The following is a 23,391-nucleotide window of genomic DNA, read 5'->3' as shown; positions in this document are numbered from 1 at the left end:
CCATGAGGCTCAAGATCACCCACCGGACCGAATACCGCTACGATGCGCCGGTGCAATATCTGCTGCAGCGGCTGCGGCTGCTGCCGGTGAGCGGGCAGACGCAGACGGTGCTGTCCTGGTCGCTGAAGGTCGAAGGAGCGCGCGAGGAAGTGCGGTTTACCGATCACTACGGCAACGACACAAGACTGCTGAGTGTCGAGGGCGACCACGATTTCATCACGGTCGAGGCGTCCGGCGAGGTGGTGACGCGCGATACGTCAGGCGTTTGCGGGTCGCATCAGGGCTTTGCGCCGCTGTGGCTGTTCGCGCAGGAAACGCCCTTGACCACCATCGGTGGCGGCATCCGTAAGCTAGCCGAAGCGGTCGGCCCGGGAACCGACATCGAAAGGCTGCACCGGCTGATGGCCATGATCGGCGAGCGCGTCGCCTACACGCCAGGCACCACAAATGCGGCCACACCGGCCGAAGAGGCGCTGGCGCTGAAGACCGGGGTTTGCCAGGACCATAGCCATATCTTTGCCGCCGCCGCGCGCGCCATGGGATTTCCGTCGCGCTACGTTTCTGGCTATCTGATGATGGATTCTGTCGAGCAGGCGGCAAGCCATGCCTGGGCCGAAGCGCATGTTCCGGGTCTCGGCTGGGTTGCCTTCGATCCCGCCAACGGTATTTCTCCCGACGAACGCTATGTGAAGGTGGCAACCGGCCGCGACTACCGCGACGCCTCACCGGTGTCGGGAATTCGACTGGGACAGGCGCAAGAACGGCTTGCGGTCACCGTCACGGTAGAGCAGTAATCCGGCAAGGATTAGTGCCAGAAGAGATTCCATGACCTATTGCGTCGGCCTGAAGATCGATCGCGGGCTCGTGTTCATGTCGGACACGCGCACCAATGCCGGCATGGATTCGATCTCGACCTTCAAGAAGATGCATGTCTGGGAACAGCCCGGCGAGCGCGTCATCGTCTTGATGTCGGCCGGCAATCTGGCGACGACTCAGGCCGTCGTCAGCCTGCTTGACGAGCGCACCAAAGCGGTGACCGACCGCCACGAGAAACTGCTCGAAACGCCATCCATGTACCAGACGGTGCGGCTGGTCGGTGATACGGTGAAAGAGGTGATCGCGCAGGCATCACCCGCCGGCGAGAAGGCCGATTCTTATTTCAACGCCTCCTTCATCCTGGGCGGCCAGATCCTGGGCAGTCCGCCGCGGCTGTTCATGATCTATCCCGAGGGCAACTTCATCGAATCGACCGACGACACGCCGTTCTTCCAGATCGGCGAGACCAAGTACGGCAAGCCGATCATCATCCGCGCCTATGAGCGCACGATGAGCCTTGCCGAGACGGTGAAGCTGCTTCTGGTGTCGTTCGATTCGACACTCAAGTCGAACCTGTCGGTCGGCTTGCCGCTCGACCTGCTGTTCCTGGAGAAGGATTCCTTCAAGGTCGGCCTGAAGAAGCGGATCGGCCAGGACGACCAATATTATCGCACCATCTCCGATGGCTGGTCGAATGCGCTGAAGAGCGCCTTTGCCAGCCTGCCGGATTTTCCGGGGTGATGTATGTCGCCCAAAAGTCCCGGTTTCGGGGGAACGACATGCACAAGAACAAGGATCTAAAGCGCATCGCTTGGATCCGATCAAGCGATGCGCTTTAGGGCGCTTGCGGTAGCTGCCGGCGCTTGCATCTATTTCACATGTTAATTATTGATGAATCTGAGAGCCGGGCGAAGAGTGCCGGCATTGCATTCATGTCGGGGAGGACAGGATGAACAATGACGAGTTCCGGCAGTGGTCGCGGCGTGCCGCCGACTGGGGCGCCGATTATCGCAATTCATTGCGCGACCGGCCGGTGCGGCCGCTGGTCGAGACGGGCGACACTTTCAGGAGCATTGAAGCCTCGCCGCCCGAAGACGCCGAGCCGATGGACAGGATCTTCGCCGACTTCGAAGAGAAGATCGTGCCGGGCATGACGCATTGGCAGCACCCACGCTTCTTCGCCTATTTCCCGGCCAATGCGGCGCCGGTTTCGGTGGTGGCTGAGTATCTCGTCTCCGCAATGGCCGCGCAGTGCATGCTTTGGCAGACCTCGCCGGCGGCGACCGAACTCGAGACCCGCACCGTCGACTGGATGCGCCAGGCACTTGGCCTTCCCGAAGGATTTTCCGGCGTCATCCAGGATTCGGCCTCGTCGGCGACACTCAATGCCGTGCTGACCATGCGCGAGCGGGCGCTGGACTGGCAAGGCAACAAAAAGGGGTTGGCCGGGCAGGGGCGGCTGCGCATCTATTCCTCGGATCAGGTGCACACGTCGATCGACCGGGCGATCTGGGTGTCGGGCATCGGCGAAGACAATCTTGTGCGCATTCCCGTCGATGGCCGCTTTCGCGCCATGGATGCGGCAGCACTCGAGGCGGCGATTGTCGCCGATCGCGAGGCCGGCATGCTGCCCGCCGGCATCATCGCCAGCGTTGGCGGTACCAGCACGGGCGGCACCGACGATGTCGCTGCTGTCGCCGCGGTGGCCAAACGCCACGGGCTCTATCTGCATGTCGACGCCGCCTGGGCCGGATCGGCGATGATCTGCCCCGAATTTCGCCATTTCTGGGCCGGTGTCGAACTGGCCGATTCCATCGTCTTCAATCCGCATAAATGGCTCGGCGCGCAATTCGATTGCTCGATGCAGTTCATCCGCCAGCCGGAGGATCTTGTTCGCACCCTGGCGATCAAGCCCGAATTCCTGAAGACGCATGGCCGTGACGGCATCATCAACTATTCCGAATGGTCGGTGCCGCTCGGCCGGCGCTTCCGCGCCCTGAAACTTTGGTTCCTGCTGCGCGCCCACGGGCTGGAAAACCTGCGCGCCATGATCCGCAACCATGTCGCCTGGAGCGAGGGCCTTGCAGCGCGGCTGGCAAGGGAGCCGGATTTCGAGATCGTCAGCGAACCGATGCTGTCGCTGTTTTCGTTCCGGCACAGGGCGCCCCCGAGCGCCGATGCCGACGCGCACAATCTGCGGCTGGTCAATGCGATCAACGACGATGGCCGCATTTACCTGACGCAGACGAGGGTCGACGGGCAGGTGGCAATCCGCTTCCAGGTCGGCCAGTTCGAGGCGACCGCTAGCGATGTCGATGCGGCTTTTGCCGTCATCACCGAAATCGCGCGCGGCATGGTCTGACCGGCCAATACTGGATTGCGCTGGAGTTCGCCTTTGCAATCAGGTGATTTCCATTAGCCGGCTTATGCCTTTTCATTGCTTTCGTTTTCGGCTATAGACAAGAAAAACGAAAACGGGAGGTCGCCCATGTATCTGTCGCCACGCCATGCCGAGATCATCCAGATGGCCAAGGACCATGGCCGCGTGCTGGTCGACGATCTGGCCACGCATTTCAACGTGACGCCGCAGACCATTCGCAAGGATCTCAACGATCTCTGCGACCAACGTCTGCTTTCGCGCATCCATGGCGGCGCATTGTTCCCGTCCGGTATCGAGAACATGGAGTATGAGGCGAGGCGCAAGATCGCCGCGGACGAGAAGGAGGCGATCGGCCGCGCGGCGGCAAGGCTGATCCCCGACAACGCCTCGCTGTTCATCAACATCGGCACCACGACGGAAGCGGTCAGCAAGGCGTTGCTCGACCACAACGGCCTGATGGTGATCACCAATAATATCAATGTTGCCAATAGGATGCGTATATATCCTTCGATCGAGGTGGTGATTGCCGGCGGGGTGGTGCGCGGTTCCGATGGTGGCGTCGTCGGCGAGGCAGCGGTCGATTTCATCAGGCAGTTCAAGGTCGACTACGCCGTTATCGGCGCCTCGGCCATCGACCATGACGGCGCCTTGCTCGACTTCGATTTTCGCGAGGTGAAGGTGGCGCAGGCGATCATTGCCAATGCCAGGCATGTGATTCTGGTCTCCGACCAGACCAAGTTCGAGCGCACGGCGCCGGTGCGTATCGGTCACCTGTCGCAGGTCAACACCTTCATCACCGACCGCTGCGACATCCCCTCGGTGCGCAAGATCTGCCAGGAGGCCGAGGTTCAGCTGATCGAGACGTCGCTGGGGTGAGGCCCTTTCACGATCGTCTCACGGGTTTGTTATATTTCGTTTGACATTCGTTATGAGTTCGAAATAATTCCGCCACGGTTTCGCAAAAGACCAAAAATGGTGCAATGCGAAATCGTGGAGGAGTTAAGTGGACACGTCTTCAGTCCGGGATATTTTCGTCATAGGTGGCGGTATCAACGGTTGCGGCATAGCCCGCGATGCCGTTGGGCGCGGGTTTTCGGTTTTTCTCGCCGAGATGAACGACCTCGCCAGCGGAACCTCCTCCGGTTCCACCAAGCTGATCCATGGCGGCCTGCGCTATCTCGAATTCTACGAGTTCCGCCTGGTGCGCGAGGCGCTGATGGAGCGCGAGGTTCTGTGGAAGAACGCGCCGCACATCATCTGGCCGATGCGCTTTGTGCTGCCCTATGCCAAGGGGCTGCGCCCGGCCTGGCTGATCAGGCTCGGCCTGTTCCTGTACGACCACATTGGCGGGCGCAAATTGCTGCCGGCGACCAGGACGCTCGACATGGCGAGCGATCCGGCGGGCAAGCCTTTGAAGCCGTTGTTCAAAAAGGCGTTCGAATATTCCGACGGCTGGGTCAACGATGCGCGGCTGGTGGCGCTCAACGCACGCGATGCCGCTGATCGCGGTGCAACGATCCGGACCCGCACGAAGGTGGTCGGCGCGCGTCGCGAAAACGGCCTTTGGACAATCAAGATCGAGAACCTGCAGAGCGGCGAGACGGAAGAGATCAAGGCGCGGCTGCTGGTCAATGCCGCCGGACCGTGGGTCGATCATGTGCTTTCCGGTGTCGTCGGCCTCAACGATGTGCACAATGTCCGCCTGGTGCAGGGCAGCCATATCGTCATCGCCAAGAAGTTCGACGATCCGCGCGCCTATTTCTTCCAGAACAAGGATGGCCGCATCATTTTCGCCATTCCCTACGAGGACGAGTTCACGCTGATCGGCACCACCGACCGGGATTATCCCGGCGATCCGCACGATGTGAAGATCAGCGACACCGAGATCGATTATCTCTGCGCCGCGGCCAGCGAGTATTTCGCGCAACCCGTCAAGCGCTCCGACATCGTCTGGACCTATTCGGCCGTGCGCCCCCTCTATGACGACGGCGCCTCCAAGGCGCAGGAAGCGACGCGCGACTATGTGCTGAAGGCCGATGGCGGCGAGGGTGCAGCTCCGATCGTCAATGCGTTCGGCGGCAAGATCACCACCTACCGCCGGCTGTCGGAATCGATGCTGGAGAAGATCGAAGGTTTTCTCGGCAAGCGCGGCAAGCCGTGGACATCGGACGCGCCGTTGCCGGGCGGCGACTTCCCGGCGACCGGGTTCGACGCGCAAGTGGCGAAGCTTAAGACAGCCTATCCTTTCCTCGATGCGCGTCTCGCCCGCCGGCTGACCCGGCTTTACGGGACGCGGGCTCAGCGTCTGCTTGGTCTTGCCAAGTCGAATGCCGAGCTAGGCCGCAATTTCGGCGGCGATCTCTATGAGGCCGAAGTGCGCTATCTCGTTGAAAATGAATGGGCCGTCACATCAGAGGATGTACTGTGGCGCCGCACCAAGCGCGGCCTGCATCTCAACCGCGAGCAGGTGGCGGCACTCGATGAATTCATGCGCGGCATAAGCCGGCGGCATGTCGCGGCCGCCGAATGAAGAGGGTCTTGAGCTGATGCGGAAAGCCTGGGAGGAGGCGTCATGCTTGAACTGAGGAACGTCACCAAGGCGGTCGGTGCGGTCGAGCACGTACGCGATGTGTCGCTGACGCTTCAGCATGGCTCGCTCAACGTCCTGCTCGGGCCGACACTTTCCGGCAAGACCAGCCTGATGCGGCTGATGGCAGGTCTCGATGTGCCGACCTCCGGCTCGGTCTGGTTCGATGGCCAGGATGTCACCGGTGTGGCGGTGCAAAAGCGCAAGATCGCCATGGTCTACCAGCAGTTCATCAACTATCCGGCGATGACGGTCTACGAGAACATCGCCTCGCCGCTCCGGGTGGCCGGCGGGGAGCAAGGCAAGATCGACAGCCAGGTGCGCGAGGCCGCGGCGCTGCTGAAGCTGACGCCCTATCTCGACCGCACGCCGCTCAGCCTGTCGGGCGGCCAGCAGCAGCGCACCGCACTGGCGCGCGCCATCGTCAAGAATGCCAGCCTGGTGCTGCTCGACGAGCCGCTCGCCAATCTCGACTACAAATTGCGCGAGGAGTTGCGGGCCGAACTGCCGAGGATCTTCGCCGCCGCCGGCACCATCTTCGTCTACGCCACGACCGAACCGCACGAGGCGCTGCTGCTCGGCGGCAATACGGCAACGCTGTCGGAAGGCCGCATCACGCAGTTCGGACCGACCATCGACGTCTTCCGCAAGCCGGTCGACCTGGTGACGGCCAGGACCTTCGCCGATCCGCCGCTCAACACCATCGTGCTGGCCAAGAAGGGCGCCGACTTCCTGCTCGAAGGCGGGGTGAAGCTGCCGGTGCCGCCCGAACTCGTCGGCATCGCCGACGGCAACTACACGATCGGCTTCCAACCGCACCATCTGTCGCTCGAACGGCCCAACGCCGGCGCGGTGCCTGTGCGGGCCAAGGTCACCATCACGGAAATCACCGGGTCGGAGAGCTTCATCCATCTCGATTTTGCCGACGTGCGCTGGGTCATGCTGACCCACGGCATCAGGGATTTCGAGACCGACGAAGTGGTCGAGGTGTTCATCGATCCGCGTCACATCATGGTCTTCGACGAGCACGGCCGCGCCGTGACCGCGCCGAAGCTGGCGGCTTGAGGAGGGCGATATGGCGCGCATCGACGTCAACCATGTCAGGCATTCCTACCTGCCGAACCCGCAGAAGGATGCTGATTTCGCGCTCAGGGAAGTGCACCACACATTCGAGGATGGCGGCGCCTATGCGCTGCTCGGTCCATCCGGCTGCGGCAAGACCACGCTGCTCAACATCATTTCGGGCCTGCTGCACCCCTCGCACGGCCAGTTGCTGTTCAACGGCAGGGACGTGACCAATCTGTCGACGCAGGAACGCAACATCGCGCAGGTGTTCCAGTTTCCGGTCATCTACGACACCATGACCGTCTACGACAATCTGGCCTTCCCGCTGCGCAACCGCGGCGTGCCGGAGGCCGATGTCGACCGCAAGGTGCGCGAGACGCTGGAGATGATCGATCTGGCGTCCTGGGCCAGGAAGAAGGCGAGGGGCCTGACTGCCGACCAGAAGCAGAAAATCTCGCTCGGCCGCGGCCTGGTGCGCTCCGACGTCAACGCCATCCTGTTCGACGAGCCATTGACCGTCATCGACCCGCATATGAAGTGGGTGCTGCGCTCGCAATTGAAGCAGCTGCATCGCCGCTTCGGCTATACCATGGTCTACGTCACCCACGACCAGACGGAGGCGCTGACCTTCGCCGACCAGGTCGTCGTCATGTATGATGGCGGCATCGTGCAGATCGGCACGCCGGCGGAACTGTTCGAGCGGCCGCGCCATACCTTTGTCGGCTATTTCATCGGCTCGCCGGGCATGAACGTCATGCCGGTGGCGATCGACGGCAAGACGGCGACGCTCGGCTCGCAGCGGATCGACCTGCCGGGCGCGCCCAAAGCCGCCGGCGCTGTCGAACTCGGCATCCGCCCCGAATATGTGCGGCTCGGCCGCGACGGCATGGCCGTCTCGATCAGCAAGGTCGAGGATCTCGGCCGCCACAAGGTGGTTCGCGCCAAGCTGGAGGGGCGCGACATCGCTGCCGTCATCGGCGAGGACGAGACCGTGCCAGCCGAACCGAAGGTGTGGTTCGATCCGGCCGGCATCAACATCTATGCCGATTCCTGGCGTGTCGAGATGGGGGCATAGATGGACAAGACCTGGAACAACAAGGCCTGGTTCCTCGTGCTGCCGGTGCTGGTGCTGGTGGCCTTCACCGCCGTCATCCCGCTGATGACGGTGGTCAACTATTCGGTGCAGGACACGTTCGGCAACAATGTCTTCACCTGGGCCGGCACCGAGTGGTTCGAGGAACTGCTGTCGTCCAGCCGCTTCTGGGAGGCGATGGTCCGCAACCTGATCTTTTCCTTCATCATCCTGGCGATCGAGGTGCCGCTCGGCATCTTCATCGCGCTCAACATGCCGAAGAAGGGCTGGGGCGTGCCGGTCTGCCTTGTGCTGATGTCACTGCCGCTGCTGATTCCGTGGAACGTCGTCGGCACCATCTGGCAGGTGTTCGGACGCAACGACATCGGGCTGATGGGCTATTACCTCAACGCGCTCGGCATCGACTACAATTACGTGCAGGATCCGTTCGATGCCTGGGTGACGATCATCGTCATGGATGTCTGGCACTGGACCAGCCTCGTGGTGCTGCTCTGCTACGCCGGACTGGTCTCGATCCCGGATGCCTTCTACCAGGCGGCCAAGATCGACGGGGCCTCGCGCTGGGCGGTGTTCCGCTACATCCAGCTGCCGAAGATGCAGCGCGTGCTTCTGATCGCCGTGCTGCTGCGCTTCATGGACAGTTTCATGATCTACACCGAACCCTTCGTCGTCACCGGCGGCGGGCCGGGCAACTCGACGACCTTCCTGTCGATCGACCTCGTCAAGACGGCCCTCGGCCAGTTCGACCTTGGTCCGGCAGCGGCCATGTCGCTCGTCTACTTCCTCATCATCCTGTTGTTGTCGTGGGTGTTCTACACCGTGATGACCAACTACGACGCGGAGCGCTGAAATGGCTGGCGCCAATGAACGAACCGAGCGCAATGCGATGAACGGGACTGCCTCGGAAAGTCTCGCCGGTACGCTGTCGCAGAGCGATCTCGACAGGCGCATGCGCCGGCGCGGCGAGGAATCGCGCTGGTGGTGGATCGTGCCGACGCTCTACATCATCGTACTTTTGCTGCCGATCTACTGGCTCATCAATATGAGCTTCAAGACCAATGCCGAGATCGTCAACTCGATGACGCTCTACCCGCACGCGCCGACAATCGCCAATTACGTCACCATCTTCACCGAGAAGGCCTGGTACTCCGGCTACATCAATTCGATCACCTATGTGGTCATGAACATGGTGATTTCGGTATCGGTGGCGCTGCCGGCGGCCTATGCCTTCTCGCGCTACCGCTTCCTTGGCGACAAACATCTGTTCTTCTGGCTGCTGACCAACCGCATGGCGCCGCCGGCGGTGTTCGCACTGCCGTTCTTCCAACTCTACTCGGCCTTCGGGCTGATCGACACGCATATCGCTGTGGCGCTGGCGCATTGCTTGTTCAACGTGCCCTTGGCGGTGTGGATCCTCGAGGGCTTCATGTCGGGCGTGCCGAAGGAAATCGACGAGACCGCCTATATCGACGGCTATTCCTTCCCGCGCTTCTTCGTAAAGATCTTCATGCCGCTGATCGCGAGCGGCATCGGCGTCGCCTGCTTCTTCTGCTTCATGTTCTCTTGGGTCGAATTGCTGATCGCACGCACGCTGACCACCACCGACGCCAAGCCGATCGCCGCCACCATGACGCGCACCGTTTCGGCCGCGGGCATGGATTGGGGCCTGCTCGCCGCCGCCGGCGTGCTGACGTTGATCCCCGGCGCGCTCGTCATCTGGTTCGTGCGAAATTATATCGCCAAGGGCTTTGCCCTGGGGAGGGTGTGATCATGAACCTGGACCTCTCCTGGATGGCGTGGACGTGGCCGACGGCGGCCTTCTTCGCGACCGTCCTGCTGTTGCTGTGCGGCATGGCGGCGTGGGAATACGCCTCGCCGGGCGGCAATCCCCGCGTCGGCATCCTGCGCTTCGAGACGACGCGCGGCGATCGTCTTTTCCTGTCGCTGCTTGGCAGCGCCTTTATTCATCTCGCTTGGCTGGGTCTCGTTGGATCCAACCTGTGGTGGGCTCTCGCTCTCTCCGTGGTCTACGCCATTGGCGTGTTCCGCTACGTATAGAGGGGGAAACTGTTGGAGCGGCCGCGTGCCGGCGACCGCTCCAGATCGCACTTGAAACCTGAAACAGTGGAGGAAACACATGCGACGGCAATTTTTAACATCAACGACGGCCCTTGTCCTGTTGCTCGGCGCGGGCAATGCCTACGCCGGGATGGATGAGGCAAAAGCCTTTCTGGACAAAGAGATAGGCGGCGTGTCGACGCTTTCCCGCGCCGACCAGGAAAAGCAAATGCAGTGGTTCATCGACGCGGCCAAGCCCTTCGCCGGCATGGAAATCAAAGTCGTGTCGGAAACCTTGACCACCCACCAGTACGAGTCTCAGGTGCTGGCACCGGCCTTTACCGCCATCACCGGCATCAAGGTCACGCATGACGTCATCCAGGAAGGCGACGTCGTCGAGAAGATCCAGACCCAGATGCAGACCGGCCAGAACATCTATGACGGCTGGGTCAACGATTCCGACCTGATCGGCACCCACTGGCGTTACCAGCAGGTGCGCAATTTGACCGACTGGATGGCGGGCGAAGGCAAAGACGTTACCGATCCGATGCTCGACGTCGACGACTTCATCGGCACGAAGTTCACCACCGCGCCGGACAAGAAGCTCTACCAGCTGCCCGACCAGCAGTTCGCGAACCTCTACTGGTTCCGTTACGACTGGTTCAACGACGAGAAGAACAAGGCCGACTTCAAGGCCAAGTACGGCTACGATCTCGGCGTGCCGGTCAACTGGTCGGCCTATGAGGACATCGCCGAATTCTTCACTGGCCGCGACGTCAACGGCAAGAAGGTCTATGGCCACATGGACTACGGCAAGAAGGATCCGTCGCTCGGCTGGCGGTTCACCGATGCCTGGCTGTCGATGGCCGGCAATGGCGACAAGGGCCTGCCGAACGGTGTGCCGGTCGACGAATGGGGCATCAAGGTCGATGCGAATTCGCGGCCTGTCGGCTCCTGCACCGCGCGCGGCGGCGACACCAATGGACCGGCATCGGTCTATGCCATCCAGAAGTATCTTGATTGGCTGAAAGCCTATGCGCCGCCGGAAGCCCAGGGCATGACCTTCTCCGAATCCGGCCCCGTGCCGTCGCAAGGCAATGTTGCCCAGCAGATCTTCTGGTACACCGCGTTCACCGCCGACATGGTCAAGCCTGGCCTGCCGGTCATGAACGACGACGGCACGCCGAAGTGGCGCATGGCGCCGTCTCCGCACGGCTCCTACTGGAAGGACGGCATGAAGCTCGGCTATCAGGACGTCGGTTCCTGGACGCTGATGAAGTCGACGCCGACCGACCGCGCCAAGGCCGCCTGGCTTTATGCGCAGTTCGTCACCTCGAAGACCGTCGATGTGAAGAAGAGCCAGGTTGGCCTGACCTTCATTCGCGACTCCACCATCCATGACAAGAGCTTCACCGAACGTGCGCCGAAGCTCGGTGGTCTGATCGAGTTCTATCGCTCGCCGGCCCGTGTGCAGTGGACGCCGACCGGTACCAACGTGCCGGACTATCCGAAGCTGGCGCAGCTCTGGTGGCAGAACATCGGTGACGCCTCGTCTGGTGCCAAGACACCGCAGGAAGCCATGGATTCGCTCTGCGCCGATCAGGAAAAAGTCATGGCACGTATCGAGAAATCCGGTGTCCAGGGCGACATCGGCCCGAAGATGGCCGAAGAGCATGACCTTGCCTACTGGAACGCCGACGCGGTCAAGGGCGGCAATCTGGCGCCTCAGCTGAAGCTCGAGAAGGAGAAGGACAAGCCGATCACCATCAACTACGACGAACTGGTGAAGAGCTGGCAGAAGTAAGACTGCCCTATGCGGGCGCTCGCGCCCGTGTGAAATTGGGGGAGGCGGCATGTTGCCGTCTCCCCTGTTTTGTGTGAAGGCGGAGGATGCAATGAGCGGTTTTGTGCTCGCAATCGACCAGGGAACGACATCGACCCGGGCGATCCTGTTCGACGACAAGATGAAGGTTGCAGGCACAGGCCAGCAGGAATTCGGCCAGCACTATCCGGCCTCCGGCTGGGTCGAGCACGACCCGGAAGAGATCTGGGCAAGCGTCGTGACGACCGTGAAGGCTGCGCTGAAGAATGCTGGCCGCGAAGCATCCGATGTCGCGGCCATCGGCATCACCAACCAGCGTGAGACCGTCGTCATCTGGGACAGGGCGACCGGCAAGCCGATCCACAACGCCATCGTCTGGCAGGACCGCCGCACCGCGCCGCTCTGCCAGAAACTGAAGAAGCAGGGACTGGAGAAGAAGTTCACGCACAAGACCGGTCTGCTGCTCGATCCTTATTTCTCGGGCACCAAGATCGCCTGGATGCTCGACAAGGTGAAGGGCGCCAGGAAACGCGCAGAGAAAGGCGAATTGCTGGCCGGTACCATCGACAGTTTTCTGATCTGGCGGCTGACCGGCGGCAAGGCCCACGCCACCGACGCCACCAACGCCTCGCGCACGCTGGTCTACAACATCGCGGAAAATGCCTGGGACGACGAGCTTTTGGCCATTCTCAACATTCCAGTGAAAATGCTGCCGGAGGTCAAGGACTGCGCCGATGATTATGGAGTGACCGAGAAAAATCTGTTTGGCGCCGAGATAAGGATCCTCGGCGTTGCCGGCGATCAGCACGCCGCGACCATCGGCCAGGCCTGCTTCGAGCCGGGCATGATGAAATCCACCTATGGCACCGGCTGCTTCGCGCTGCTCAACACCGGGGGCGATCTGGTGCGTTCGAAGAACCGGCTCTTGACTACAATCGCCTATCGGCTGAATGGCAAGACCACCTATGCGCTGGAGGGCTCGATCTTCATCGCCGGCGCTGCCGTGCAATGGTTGCGCGACGGCATCAAGGTGATCGGCAAGGCCGAGCAAAGCGGCAAACTGGCTGATGAAGCCGACCCGACGCAAAACGTCTATCTGGTGCCGGCCTTTGTCGGTCTCGGCGCGCCGCATTGGGACGCCGAGGCGCGCGGCGCGATTTTCGGGCTGACCCGCAATTCCGGGCCTGCGGAGTTCGCGCGCGCCGCCCTGGAGGCCGTCGCCTATCAGACCCGCGACCTGCTCGACGCCATGCGCAAGGACTGGAAGGGCACTTCTGCCAAAACGGTGCTCAGGGTCGATGGCGGCATGGTCGCGTCGGACTGGACCATGCAGCGGCTGGCCGACATACTCGACGCGCCGGTCGACCGCCCGACCATCCTCGAGACGACCGCGCTGGGCGCAGCCTGGCTTGCCGGCTCGAAGGCTGGTGTCTGGCCCAAGGCGAAGGAATTCGCCAAGAGCTGGGCGCTCGAGCGGCGGTTCAAGCCGGAGATGGATATCGCTACACGATCCGCCAAGCTGGCAGGCTGGCGCGATGCTGTGCGCAGGACGCTGAGCGTGTCATAACTGTCTCCACAGAACGGACCTGAGGTGGGGGACATGCAGCCAGACTGGTATCCTGCTTGGCGGGACGAGGCTTTTGAACAGCTAACCGCGAAGAATGCCATTTTGGAGAAGGAGTTTCGCCTCGGCCACTGGCCGCGCTATGACTATGACCTGACGACCGCCAGGCTTGGTTTTCGGACAATGGTACCGTCAAGGTCGTTGCCGAGATTCAGATTGCTGGCTCGACGAGCGCCAAGGCTGGTAACTGGCTTTGGGCATGGTCGAATTCCAACTTGCCCAACGAACTTCTTGCCGACGCCAAACGCGTTCGTTCCTTCGGCGAGGAGAATGATATTGCCGAACTTCAGCAGGCAAGCTGGGCCAGCTGACAGGAAACTTCATTGCGTTGATCGGGATGCTGAAAGTCTCAACGAAAAGGCCCGCGCCATTTCCAACGCGGGCCTTGTACTCAGACTTGCCAGCTACTGACACCCATCCCTGGGGTCAGTAAGGCGAACGGCACTCCTGGCGCGGTCCGTAGTTCGGCTGGAATGTGTTGTCCGAAGCACGATAGCTGCGATAGCGGTCGTAGCACCACTGCACATGCGCATTGCCTTCGTGGACCCGGTTGTTCTCGCTGTTGACGATCGCACCCGTAATCAGCGCGCCCGTCGCGAAGGCCGCCAGCGGGAACCAGTTGTCGCCATGGCGACGATAGCCGCGATGGTACTCACGATAGCCGCGATGACCGTTCCAGTAGGCGCCGCCGTCGTTGTTCCGGGCAAAGTTGCGACGGACGCCGAAGTTGCGGTTGCCATAGCGGTTGTGACGCCATTGGAAATTCTGATCCCCGTTGCGGGCTTCAACGTTCAGGATATTGGATGAGGCCTCCGGTGCCTGCGGCACGAACATCTGAGCGGCATTGGCCGGAATCGCGGCCGCTACAAACGAAACGGACAAAGTGGCCGCCAGCATACCCGATATGATCTTGTTCATGATCTTCTCCTTGAAGGGTGGTTGACGTCCCTTGTGGCGAGACAACGGGCGGTATGGGGTAAGGTTCCTCGCTAAATCCCAAGTTGCTGAATTGTAATGTGTCTCCGGCCTGCCGCCAGTGCCGACGAGAGGTGATGGCACCGCTTTGCCGGGGGCGTTGCGCCGTTGATCGAAGCGGGCAGGGCGCCACCGTGGAAATGCTTGAGAAGTATGGCTCGCGGATACTCTTTTTCCGGTTGACCGGTCGAGGCACTCTCCCTATGTTCCGCGCAATTTCGAGGGCCGCCCTTTCGCGCCCGCGGGAGCGCGTAGCTCAGCCGGTAGAGCAACTGACTTTTAATCAGTAGGTCATGGGTTCGAATCCCATCGCGCTCACCATTGTTTCAATGAAATCAATAGATTGCATGAGGTTGACCGGTTGTTTTGCCACAGCGGCGCATTTGTGTCCGCGTAGTGTCCGTAAGGAGCGGTGGATAAGCTTGCCATTGGCTTTCCATGGTCGTGCAAGTTCCTTCGACACAATAGGGTTCCTCCAATCGGACGCTGGGACCCCCACCTGCTATTGAAGTCGGGCCTTGCCTCGATCTGTTCGGCACCGACAACGGGGCTCTATCAGCGGCACCACAACCCGCGAGATTGTCAGGAGCAGTGAATGTCGGCATTCGCGGCGTCAGGTGGGTTTCCCGACCCAGCATGCCCAACCTTCATTCCTCGGCGGCCCCGATGGCAGCATTTGCGGTGAATCAATGCGCGCGCTGTCCGCAACCTCCAAAGATATCGCAAGAGGTGGCATCCAGTGGTTCGACCCTGTTGCGAAGGAGGCTAAGTCTCATGAGGCCAATAGCATGTCTCTGCATGGCGACATACCCAGAGGCGAACACACCAAAGATCGCATTGAATGCGGTCGCGTTCGTCAAGCATATCGACGCAGCGCTTCATGCCGTCGCCATCAATGTCGACATTCCCGACGTTTCGAACGCCCTCTCAAGATATTTGTTGGATCTTCCCTACAAGATACAGCAGGCCGAAGCGACCAGTCGCAAGCTTGGCAAGGATTTGCTGGAGGCGATTGCGCAAGAAGCAATGCGGGCTGGCGTGACCCTCACCACGCAGGAACTTGCCGCGCCGCCGGCCTTGATGGGAGATACCGTAGCCGAGCAATGCCGATATTTCGATATCGGCCTGGTCGGATGGGCGTTGGAGAACCAGACGGCACGAATGACAGCCGAGGCGGTCGTGTTCGGGTCGGGTCGACCGACACTGATTTTTCCGGATTCCACGAAGGTTGGGGTGCTGGACCATGTGGTCATCGCCTGGGATGGCAGCCGGGTGGCCGCACGGGCCGTTGCCGATGCACAACCGTTCCTGGAGCGTGCTTCGAGGGTCACGGTCGTGACCGTCACGGACGAAAAGCCGCTTCCCGGACACGGTATCGGTGAACGCCTTGCGCTGGGATTCAGGACGCGTGGTCTGGTGGCCGAGGCTGTCTCTATCCAGGCAGGGGACAGTCCAATCGGGACAGCTCTTCAGGAGCACGCTCTCAGGCTCGGCGGCAGGCTGCTGGTCATGGGTGGCTATGGGCATTCCCGCGTCAGGGACTTCGTACTTGGCGGAGCCACCGAAGGCATTCTCAGGGATTTGCGCCTGCCTGTCCTGCTGGCGCACTAGGTGGTGGCGCAATGAGAGGCGAAGCGGATCCTATCCTGCGCTTCCACGGCTCGGCTCATGGCGTCACCGGCTCATGCTATGAGATCGAAATGGCGCACTGGCGAGTGCTCATCGACTGCGGCCTGTTCCAGGGGTCGAAATCCGAGCGGGAATTGAACTATGGCGCGTTCCCGTTTCCACCGGACGTGATTGACGCTGTCATCCTGACTCATGCTCATATCGATCACAGCGGCCTTTTGCCGAAACTGGTCAAGCGGGGTTTTTCCGGTCCGATCCATACGACTCGCGCCACCATCGACCTTTGCTCAGTCATGTTACCGGATGCGGCGCATATCCAGGAGATGGAGGTGGAGCATCTGAACCGGCGCAACGCACAGCGCGGCCGGCCGCCGGTTGAACCGATCTACACCCTGCAGGATGCGGCCGCATGCATGACTTTGTTTCGCGCCCTGGAATACGGCGCATGGACCACCATCGCCGATGGCCTTCGCGCCCGCTTCTGGAACGCGGGCCATCTGCTTGGTTCGGCATCGGTGGAGCTTGAGATCGACCGACGCGATGCCCCGTTGCGCATCATGTTTTCGGGCGACATCGGCCCAGGCCACAAGCTGCTTCAAACCGATCCCGAGGGGCCCGCCGGCGTCGACTATCTGATCTGCGAATCGACCTACGGTGACCGCGACCGCCCGGACGTTTCGCCAGAAGAGCGGCGAATCCAACTCGGCGACATCGTTCGTGGCGCCGCAGAGGCCGGCGGGCCCCTTATCATTCCGTCCTTCGCTGTCGAAAGGACGCAAGAACTGCTGGTCGATCTGTATTTGCTTATGCAAGCAGGGCAGGTGCCGTCAGCGCCGGTCTTCGTCGACTCGCCGCTGGCAACACGCGCCAGCGCGATTTTCGAGCGACATGCCAAGGAGATCGAACAGGGCGATGTGCTGCGCCAAGCGCTCAACTCGAAGGAATTGCGCTTTACCGAGACGGTGGAGCAGAGCAAGGCGATCAACCGCCTGAGCGGCTTCTTCGTGGTGATCGCCGCCAGCGGCATGTGCGACGCGGGACGTATTCGCCATCATCTCAAGGCCAATCTCTGGCGCCGGAACGCCACGGTCATGATGGCCGGATATCAGGCCCAGGGGTCGCTCGGCAGGATTCTGCTTGATGGTGCGCAACGCGTGCGCATCCAGGGTGAGGAAGTCGACGTCAAGGCGCGGATCAGCCTGTTCGAGCTCTATTCCGGCCACGCCGACGCCAGCGAGCTGGTCGCCTGGCTCAAGGCCCGAACGCCGGTGAGGCAGCGGGTGTTTCTGACGCATGGGGAGGACGCTGGTCTCGGCGGCCTGCGTGGAAGGCTTGCAGGACTTATACCCGACGACAAGATCATCATCCCAAGGCTGGACGATGCCTTCCAATTGACCCCCAGTGGCAGTTTGGTGGTCGAGCTCAACGAGCCACGCCGTCTGAAGTCGGAGAAGATTGCCCACCTCGATTGGCACAACGACCTTTCAAGGCTTCTCCTTGACGTAAATCAGGCGGTGAGCGCTGCGGCCGACGAGAGGGGCCGCGCAGCGATTATCAGGCGCATGCGTAGGGCGCTCGAGAACAAGGACGCATAAGGTGGAAGGCCGGCAATTGATTCAGGGCAAGAAGGGCGCGAGAAAGCCTGCCTGTCAACGGACAGCATATCGACTGCGTTTTGATCCGCGGGTTGATCGAAGCTGCGATCGTGGTGCCGAGCGCTATGAACCCTCAGCTATTGGCGTTCGTCATGGCGAGCAATTTTGTCTTCAGCCAAGAACCGGATTGCCGGAGAGGGAGAAAGAACCATGGCAGGGCATCAGGGCTCAGGTTGATGGGATCGCTATTCTCGACTGGCCTCTAATTTTGCTCGCGCCGAGCAGATTGGCCGGTGATGGTGGTTCCCAGATAGGTGGGCGTGTCCCGCTGGGATATCTCTCCTACCGACCGGCGAACCAGGTGCCCCTTCTCACCTCTGACAATTTCAATGGCGTCATTGAGCTTGCCGGTTGCGGCAGGTTTGCCTGTCGCTTCAATGAACTCGATTGCTGCGCTGTCCTTCGGTCCCATGGAGCCAGCCGGAAAATTCTTCCCCGATAGCTCCTTCGGGCCTACGCGCCGCGGCGGGCGATCAGTCGCCGTTCCGTAATCGATATAGACGCCTTCGACATCCGTCAGCATAAGCAGCGTGTCTGCCTTCAACGCGCGAGCGAGAAGCGAGCTTGCCAGATCCTTGTCGATGGCGGCTTCCACGCCGGAAAGACTGCCGTCGTGCCGGGCTATCACCGGAACCCCGCCACCGCCGGTGCAGATGACGATCACGCCGCGTTCTGCTCTTATCTTGTCCGCTCCGCCCTTGTCGCATCGTGCTTCCAGGACCATGTCGAACAGGGAGCGACCAACTTGCGCCTCCGAAATCGTCCAGGGCGCAAATCGGATTTGGTCGGTTAATAGGTCGTCAGGCAATGTCCGCCGGCGAGGCCTTGCGTTTTCGCCCCGTGATCATGGCGAGTACCAGATTTTCGCGATGACGAAAGCTTGCCAGCGCGACGCCGCCAATATGGAAAAAGACCAGCACAAGTAAGCCGTGCGCGCTCAGGCTGTGCGCCGTTTCGACCCACGAGACGCCGAAATACGCGTCCGTCGTCATCAGCCAACCGGTCAATGCGGTTGACCCCATCGCCGCGATCAGCGCGACCACCATTGCGCCGCCGGCTGGGTTGTGGCCGATGTACCGGGCTTCGCGGCCGCTCAGTATTGCCGAGAGATAACGCAGCACCGTCGCCGGGTCGCGCACGAATTGCGAGAAGCGCGCATAGGGCGTGCCCAGAACACCCCATAAGAGCCGCATTGCGACCAGCGCCGCAGCGGTGTAGCCGGCCCAATGGTGAACGTCCTCCGAAGAATGGGAGGTGAGCCAGGCCGTGATGAAGCTGAGCACCAGCGCCCAGTGAAAGCCCCGCACGACCCGGTCCCAGACGCGCACCATCTCCAGCGATGGTTGCGCGTCCGCCGCTCTTGAAGCGTTGCGATCAGTTTTCGCCGGCTTCGGCATTGTCGAGCTTTTCAAGGGTCTCGGCATTGTAGGCCAGATTCACTTTCTTGCCGGCCTTGTCGACTGCGTAGACTTCGTAGCAACCCTTCTCGACCTTGATCTGGCGGACGGTAAGACCTTCGCCGGTCAATTGCGCCTCGAGCGTTGCCTTGGGCTTGAACTGTGATTTCGAGGCGGTGCTGCAGCTGCCGCCAGCAGCGAGCGCCGGTCCTGCAATGATGCCGGCGAGCGCGGCGAGGACGAGGGTGCGATACATGATGGCTCCATTCGAGAGGTTGGGCGCGGATGTTGCGCCTTGAGGGGTGGATTTCGACCGATTCGGTCAGACGGCGGTATCACCGTCATTGGTGCGGGATAGCCAATTCAACCTGACAACTGGCTGACAGCGGCATAGGCACCGCCGATCGGGCTCACCGCCGGTCGGTTTGATCTGGCGCAAGGACCGCGGGTGGCGCCGCGAGCAGGATGATGGCTCGGATACAGAGCGCTTCTGCTGCTATCCCAAGGAGAAAAGTCATGAAAACCATATCGAGGAGAGCTACGATCGGGCTTGCGGCCGCAATGCTTATGATCGGCAGCGTCGACGCGACCCGGGCTGCTTCGATTGTCCAGGTCTCGCTGTGGGACAAGGGGGCAAGCGTGGAAATGCCCATGGGGCTCGCCTATGCCACGCCCGGGATCGATCTCTCCAAGGCCACGATGGGTATCAAGGCTTCCCCTGGAGCGGCGAAGGCCGGGGAGGTCACATTCAGTGTGAAGAATGATTCCAAGGACACCGTTCACGAAATGATCGTCATGTACCTTGCTGATCCCAGCAAGCCGCTTCCCTACCTTGATGCCGAGAACCGCGTCGACGAAGATAGGGCCGGCGACAAGGGCGAAGTTTCGGAGCTTGATCCCGGAAAATCAGGCACATTGACGGTCGAATTGAAGGCTGGAAAATACCTGCTTATCTGCAACGTGCCAGGTCACTATGGAGCCGGCATGTGGGCCGAATTCACTGTCGAGCCATAGATGCTGAACCAGGCAGCCGCCCGGCCGGAACCTGCGACTGCCGCAGTTTTCGAAAGCCTGCCGGGATCGCCGGCCTTGTGGGTTTGGCCGCGCCACGGCGGAATAGGCTGGGCAGTCACGGGATTTGTTTTTCCGGCGCAATATGGAACACGTCATGAGAGCGATGGTGCTCGAAAACATCGGCGTGTCATTGAAGCTGGTCGACAGGCCCGATCCCATGGCTGGACCCGGTGAGACGCTGGCTTTCTCGACGGTCCGGGCTTTCCCGAAAATGTTGGCGGGCAGGTTGAAAAATTCTCACCATGGGCGCCAAGCCGGCCGGCACGTGGTTCACATCCTAACGCGTGCTGTTTGGTCTTTAGAGATTGTGGACTCGATCTCTGACACGAAGTCCTCCACCAGAAGCGAATTGGCATAGGCCGTGACATGATCGCCGTCGAAGAACAACGGGTGTCCGTTCCTGAATGCCGAACATGTAACTTGCGGGCAGAGCGTAGGCAAAGGGTCCCAGACGTGAATGTTCGGCAGAGCCGCTGATATCTCAGCGTAGCCCTTCAAAATTGGTGATCGAAGATTTTCTATCAGCTTTCGATCGATGTCGAATCCGTTGACACAGGACGGATTCATTGAATTGAACCAATCACTGCATCGAAAGGCCGGGGCCCTGAAGATTGGCTTTGGGCCCTCGAAAACAATCGACAGTCCCGCCTTGGAGAGGGGGGTAAGTTGATCGATAGCGTTCTTGACGGCTTGTTCCGTCTGCTGCTCGCTGCTCTGCAGGCTGCTGTCGGGGCCAGCAGCCCATTGAAGGCTAAGTCGGGTCAGCCGGAGCGAGGGCAGGAACAGCAGGTCGCGAGGCTTGGCAATCTTGGCTATGTAGGCTGCACTGGCAGCCGTGGCATGAGCGCACGTCGGCTCAGTGTCGTGGCGAAGATCCAAGCTGACAAACGGGCAACCAGCGGTCGACACCACCACTGTTCGGATACCGGTTTCGAGCGTGAAGCGCTTCAGGAGAGGAATGTAGGCTCCCGCGTGAGAGTCGCCCAGCACGAACAAGGTCTCGCTACGCCCTTCGCCCGGGCACCCGCCTTTGGTGAAGAACTGCGCTTCTTCCACAGTTTCCGTGACGACGGCGCAACCAGGAGACTGGGGAGAGGTGTCTGGTGAGGTCGCGTACCATTCGCCTCTATTCCTCATGACCGTGCTCAAGGCGATTTCATATCGATTGTCGTGCATCAGTTTGAAGCCGAAAAATGCAGCAGCGATGACAGCCAGAAAGAGGGCGACAACGGCTATGTCGGGGGCGGTTCTCAGAAGCCGCAATCGACGCGTCGGTGTTTCGATCCAGAAATACGAAGCGAGGCTGAACGCCACGGCCGCCAGCAACGCTGTTAATTTTGTGGCGGTGGTTTCGGTGCCTATCGTCCATCTTGCGATCACCAAGATTGGCCAATGCCACAGGTAGAGAGAATAAGAGATCCATCCGACGAATCTGACCGGCTTTATTTCCAACACCGCAAAGTGTGGCGCACGGTCGCTTCCCAGATAGTAGAGGCATCCGATCAAGACAGTGGTGCAGGCAACGGCAGCGATGTTCTCAAGCCCATCGTAGGCCTTGCCAAAGTCGAGCACGAACGTTGCCACGAGTCCGATCAGCGCGATCGTGGCTGCAAGATTGCAATGCCTTTCGAAGCCCGTCCGTTCCCCTATCCGGCTGACAAGCTGAAAGCACAATATGCCGCATGCCAACTGCCAAAAGCGGGCATAGGGCATATAGAAGGCCTGAAGCGGATTCGCAGCCAGTAGATGAAGCCATACCGCCACCGACACGACGGCGAGCGCACCATAAACAAGCGCCGAGAATCTCTTCCCGCGCGGTCCTATTACCCAAGGAAAAAACAGCAGCGGGAAAACGACGTAGAATTGTTCCTCAACCCCAAGAGACCACGTGTGGGTGAATGGGTTAAATTCGGTCACGGGTGAAAAATAGTCGGTTCCCTTGGCCAGGAAGATATTGCTGAGGCCGACAAAGGCGGAAGAGGCGGTTTTGCTGATTGATGTGCTGAGCCAAGCGTCCGGAACAAACAGAAAGGTGGCGAGCGCACTAAACAGTAAGCACACCAACAGCGCCGGCATGATTCTTGTGAATCGGCGCGCATAGAATTCCAAGACAAAATGAAAAGCGGACTGGCCCCGGTAGCGCCTCGACACCGTATAGCTGACGACGAAACCAGAAATTACGAAGAAAACATCAACCCCTAAAAAACCATTGGGGAGGCGGTCGCCATACAGATGGTAGAACACGACTGACAGGATCGCGATGGCCCGGAGCCCGTCAAGGAAAGCCAAGTAGTCCGTCGACGAGCGTTCCGACGTCGAACCAAAATTATCGGCCATTGGACGAAACACACGTTCTTGTAGGGAAAAAATTCGATCGGATAACGTTCCGGCTGAGGCCAGTTCAGCCCCAGTTGAAGCGCGGCAGCCTTAACCTGCGGGCAATTACAGTATGTGCCGATCATGGGAAAGGCCGCACACAGGATTTGTTTCATTCGACGGCGTTGTGGGTCGATCCGTGGCTTTCCGCTGCAACCGAATGTCGCGAGCGAGGACGTTCGTCTCGCTCGCAGGACTCCGCAGCAGTGGCGATCGACCGTTCAGCTGTTTCGCGACAGATGCACGTCCAGGACGGCGGCCTTCTTGGCGATCAGGCCTTCCAGATCCGCGTCCGATCGCTTGGTGCCGGTCCGTTCGCGCAGCAGCGAGATCACCGCGCTCATTGAAAGCGGAGCAATTTGGGAAAGCGAAGTAACTTGGGAAAGCGGGGTGTTTTGGGAAAGCGGGGCGGTCTGGGTGGCCAGAATGGCGTCCACCGCGCCGGCAACATCGGGAATCTCCGTTGGTGCTCGCATGGTCGGTTCCTTTCTGCTCAGGTCGGCTTCGGCGGCGTCGGCCGGTCCTCGGACGCCGCGATCGAAGACGACAGCCAGGCCGTTCTTGACAGCGAGGGCGGCGACCATATCGTCGAGCTTGCGGTCGGAGAGGGCTGGGTCCGCGGGTTTCAGGATCTTGCGGATCACCCTAGCGGCCTGATCCGTCGATACGAAGTCATAACGCCGTTTTCTGGCCTCGACATATTGTTCGATGATCATGCTCAGGCGGCGGGCTGCAATGCCCTTGGGTTCCTGCACATCCTTGGGTTCCACGGAGCCTCCCTAGGCTGCCGTGCGTACAAATTCGGCAGCCAAAAAGAAGTAGGGCGGCTTGATCGGACAT

The 23,391-nt window shown here is 60.7% G+C and carries 22 protein-coding genes and 1 tRNA gene; 17 read left to right on the top strand and 6 right to left on the bottom strand.

All coding sequences use genetic code 11. The features are described 5' to 3' along the window. Positions 1–2: 2 nt before the first annotated feature. The 13 genes from ACVILI_RS20145 to ACVILI_RS20085 all read left to right on the top strand — a co-directional run bounded on the left by ACVILI_RS20145 (position 3) and on the right by ACVILI_RS20085 (position 13,756). A complete protein-coding gene (locus ACVILI_RS20145; protein WP_019858274.1) occupies positions 3–794 on the top strand; it encodes a transglutaminase family protein in 792 nt (263 codons plus the stop codon). Between the two features lie 31 nt (positions 795–825). After that, the gene (locus ACVILI_RS20140; protein WP_019858273.1) at positions 826–1,557 is read left to right on the top strand and encodes a peptidase; all 732 of its coding nucleotides are present in this window, start codon (positions 826–828) and stop codon (positions 1,555–1,557) included. Between the two features lie 208 nt (positions 1,558–1,765). Then, a complete protein-coding gene (locus ACVILI_RS20135; RefSeq protein WP_038646936.1) occupies positions 1,766–3,178 on the top strand; it encodes a pyridoxal phosphate-dependent decarboxylase family protein in 1,413 nt (470 codons plus the stop codon). 126 nt (positions 3,179–3,304) lie between these two features. Further along, positions 3,305–4,072 (top strand): DeoR/GlpR family DNA-binding transcription regulator, encoded by a 768-nt coding sequence (locus ACVILI_RS20130; RefSeq protein WP_010909603.1) that lies wholly within the window; start codon positions 3,305–3,307, stop codon positions 4,070–4,072. Positions 4,073–4,199: 127 nt separating this feature from the next. Further along, complete coding sequence (glpD, locus tag ACVILI_RS20125) at positions 4,200–5,726, top strand: glycerol-3-phosphate dehydrogenase (RefSeq protein WP_019858268.1); 1,527 nt, start codon at positions 4,200–4,202, stop codon at positions 5,724–5,726. 42 nt (positions 5,727–5,768) lie between these two features. After that, positions 5,769–6,848, top strand: a complete 1,080-nt coding sequence (locus ACVILI_RS20120) for an ABC transporter ATP-binding protein (protein WP_038646934.1) — start codon at positions 5,769–5,771, stop codon at positions 6,846–6,848. A 10-nt stretch (positions 6,849–6,858) separates the two neighbouring features. Continuing rightward, the gene (locus ACVILI_RS20115) at positions 6,859–7,923 is read left to right on the top strand and encodes an ABC transporter ATP-binding protein (RefSeq protein WP_038646932.1); all 1,065 of its coding nucleotides are present in this window, start codon (positions 6,859–6,861) and stop codon (positions 7,921–7,923) included. Further along, on the top strand, positions 7,924–8,790 hold the full coding sequence (locus ACVILI_RS20110; RefSeq protein WP_019858264.1) for a carbohydrate ABC transporter permease: 867 nt from the start codon (positions 7,924–7,926) through the stop codon (positions 8,788–8,790). A 37-nt stretch (positions 8,791–8,827) separates the two neighbouring features. After that, complete coding sequence (locus tag ACVILI_RS20105) at positions 8,828–9,709, top strand: carbohydrate ABC transporter permease (protein WP_394811856.1); 882 nt, start codon at positions 8,828–8,830, stop codon at positions 9,707–9,709. Between the two features lie 2 nt (positions 9,710–9,711). Next, positions 9,712–9,999: a DUF2160 domain-containing protein gene (locus tag ACVILI_RS20100; RefSeq protein WP_038652733.1), complete on the top strand. Its 288-nt coding sequence runs from the start codon at positions 9,712–9,714 to the stop codon at positions 9,997–9,999. A gap of 79 nt (positions 10,000–10,078) precedes the next feature. Next, positions 10,079–11,803 (top strand): ABC transporter substrate-binding protein, encoded by a 1,725-nt coding sequence (locus ACVILI_RS20095; RefSeq protein ID WP_019858260.1) that lies wholly within the window; start codon positions 10,079–10,081, stop codon positions 11,801–11,803. 91 nt (positions 11,804–11,894) lie between these two features. Continuing rightward, positions 11,895–13,388 (top strand): glycerol kinase GlpK, encoded by a 1,494-nt coding sequence (gene glpK, locus ACVILI_RS20090; protein ID WP_038646929.1) that lies wholly within the window; start codon positions 11,895–11,897, stop codon positions 13,386–13,388. Between the two features lie 206 nt (positions 13,389–13,594). Beyond that, entirely contained in the window at positions 13,595–13,756 is a 162-nt protein-coding gene (locus ACVILI_RS20085; RefSeq protein WP_338100925.1) for a DUF6882 domain-containing protein, read from the top strand. Between the two features lie 115 nt (positions 13,757–13,871). Here ACVILI_RS20085 and ACVILI_RS20080 read toward each other — a convergent pair whose 3' ends face one another. Beyond that, the gene (locus tag ACVILI_RS20080) at positions 13,872–14,363 is read right to left on the bottom strand and encodes a BA14K family protein (RefSeq protein ID WP_038646927.1); all 492 of its coding nucleotides are present in this window, start codon (positions 14,361–14,363) and stop codon (positions 13,872–13,874) included. Positions 14,364–14,665: 302 nt separating this feature from the next. On the opposite strand from ACVILI_RS20080, the gene ACVILI_RS20075 reads away from it, so the two are divergent. From ACVILI_RS20075 to ACVILI_RS20065, 3 genes are all read left to right on the top strand, one after another. Then, positions 14,666–14,741 (top strand) — tRNA-Lys (locus tag ACVILI_RS20075). A 345-nt stretch (positions 14,742–15,086) separates the two neighbouring features. Next, the gene (locus tag ACVILI_RS20070; RefSeq protein WP_240565008.1) at positions 15,087–16,031 is read left to right on the top strand and encodes a universal stress protein; all 945 of its coding nucleotides are present in this window, start codon (positions 15,087–15,089) and stop codon (positions 16,029–16,031) included. Between the two features lie 11 nt (positions 16,032–16,042). Beyond that, entirely contained in the window at positions 16,043–17,644 is a 1,602-nt protein-coding gene (locus ACVILI_RS20065) for an MBL fold metallo-hydrolase (RefSeq protein WP_038646924.1), read from the top strand. Between the two features lie 262 nt (positions 17,645–17,906). On the opposite strand, the gene ACVILI_RS20060 is transcribed toward ACVILI_RS20065, so the two are convergent. From ACVILI_RS20060 to ACVILI_RS20050, 3 genes are read right to left on the bottom strand one after another with little or no spacing between them, the layout of a single operon-like run. Then, positions 17,907–18,512 (bottom strand): amino acid kinase family protein, encoded by a 606-nt coding sequence (locus tag ACVILI_RS20060; protein WP_236952058.1) that lies wholly within the window; start codon positions 18,510–18,512, stop codon positions 17,907–17,909. Continuing rightward, the gene (locus ACVILI_RS20055; protein ID WP_338100924.1) at positions 18,505–19,101 is read right to left on the bottom strand and encodes a cytochrome b/b6 domain-containing protein; all 597 of its coding nucleotides are present in this window, start codon (positions 19,099–19,101) and stop codon (positions 18,505–18,507) included. Before ACVILI_RS20055 ends, ACVILI_RS20060 begins: the two co-directional genes overlap by 8 nt. After that, positions 19,079–19,357, bottom strand: coding sequence for a PepSY domain-containing protein (locus ACVILI_RS20050; RefSeq protein WP_019858251.1), 279 nt, complete (start codon positions 19,355–19,357; stop codon positions 19,079–19,081). The genes ACVILI_RS20055 and ACVILI_RS20050 overlap by 23 nt, the downstream gene beginning before the upstream one ends. A gap of 311 nt (positions 19,358–19,668) precedes the next feature. Between ACVILI_RS20050 and ACVILI_RS20045 the strand changes: the two genes are divergently transcribed. Continuing rightward, positions 19,669–20,115 carry a cupredoxin domain-containing protein gene (locus tag ACVILI_RS20045; RefSeq protein ID WP_120145535.1) on the top strand — a complete coding sequence of 149 codons (447 nt, stop codon included), beginning with the start codon at positions 19,669–19,671 and terminating at the stop codon, positions 20,113–20,115. 330 nt (positions 20,116–20,445) lie between these two features. Here ACVILI_RS20045 and ACVILI_RS20040 read toward each other — a convergent pair whose 3' ends face one another. Next, a complete protein-coding gene (locus tag ACVILI_RS20040; RefSeq protein ID WP_038646917.1) occupies positions 20,446–22,512 on the bottom strand; it encodes an acyltransferase family protein in 2,067 nt (688 codons plus the stop codon). A 260-nt stretch (positions 22,513–22,772) separates the two neighbouring features. Continuing rightward, positions 22,773–23,321, bottom strand: a complete 549-nt coding sequence (locus ACVILI_RS20035; RefSeq protein WP_084791536.1) for a hypothetical protein — start codon at positions 23,319–23,321, stop codon at positions 22,773–22,775. Between the last annotated feature and the right edge of the window lie 70 nt (positions 23,322–23,391).

The sequence above is a fragment of the Mesorhizobium sp. USDA 4775 genome (assembly GCF_054062655.1).
The sequence above is the reverse complement of the archived record's forward strand: the minus strand, read 5'-3'. Positions and strand labels throughout refer to the sequence as shown.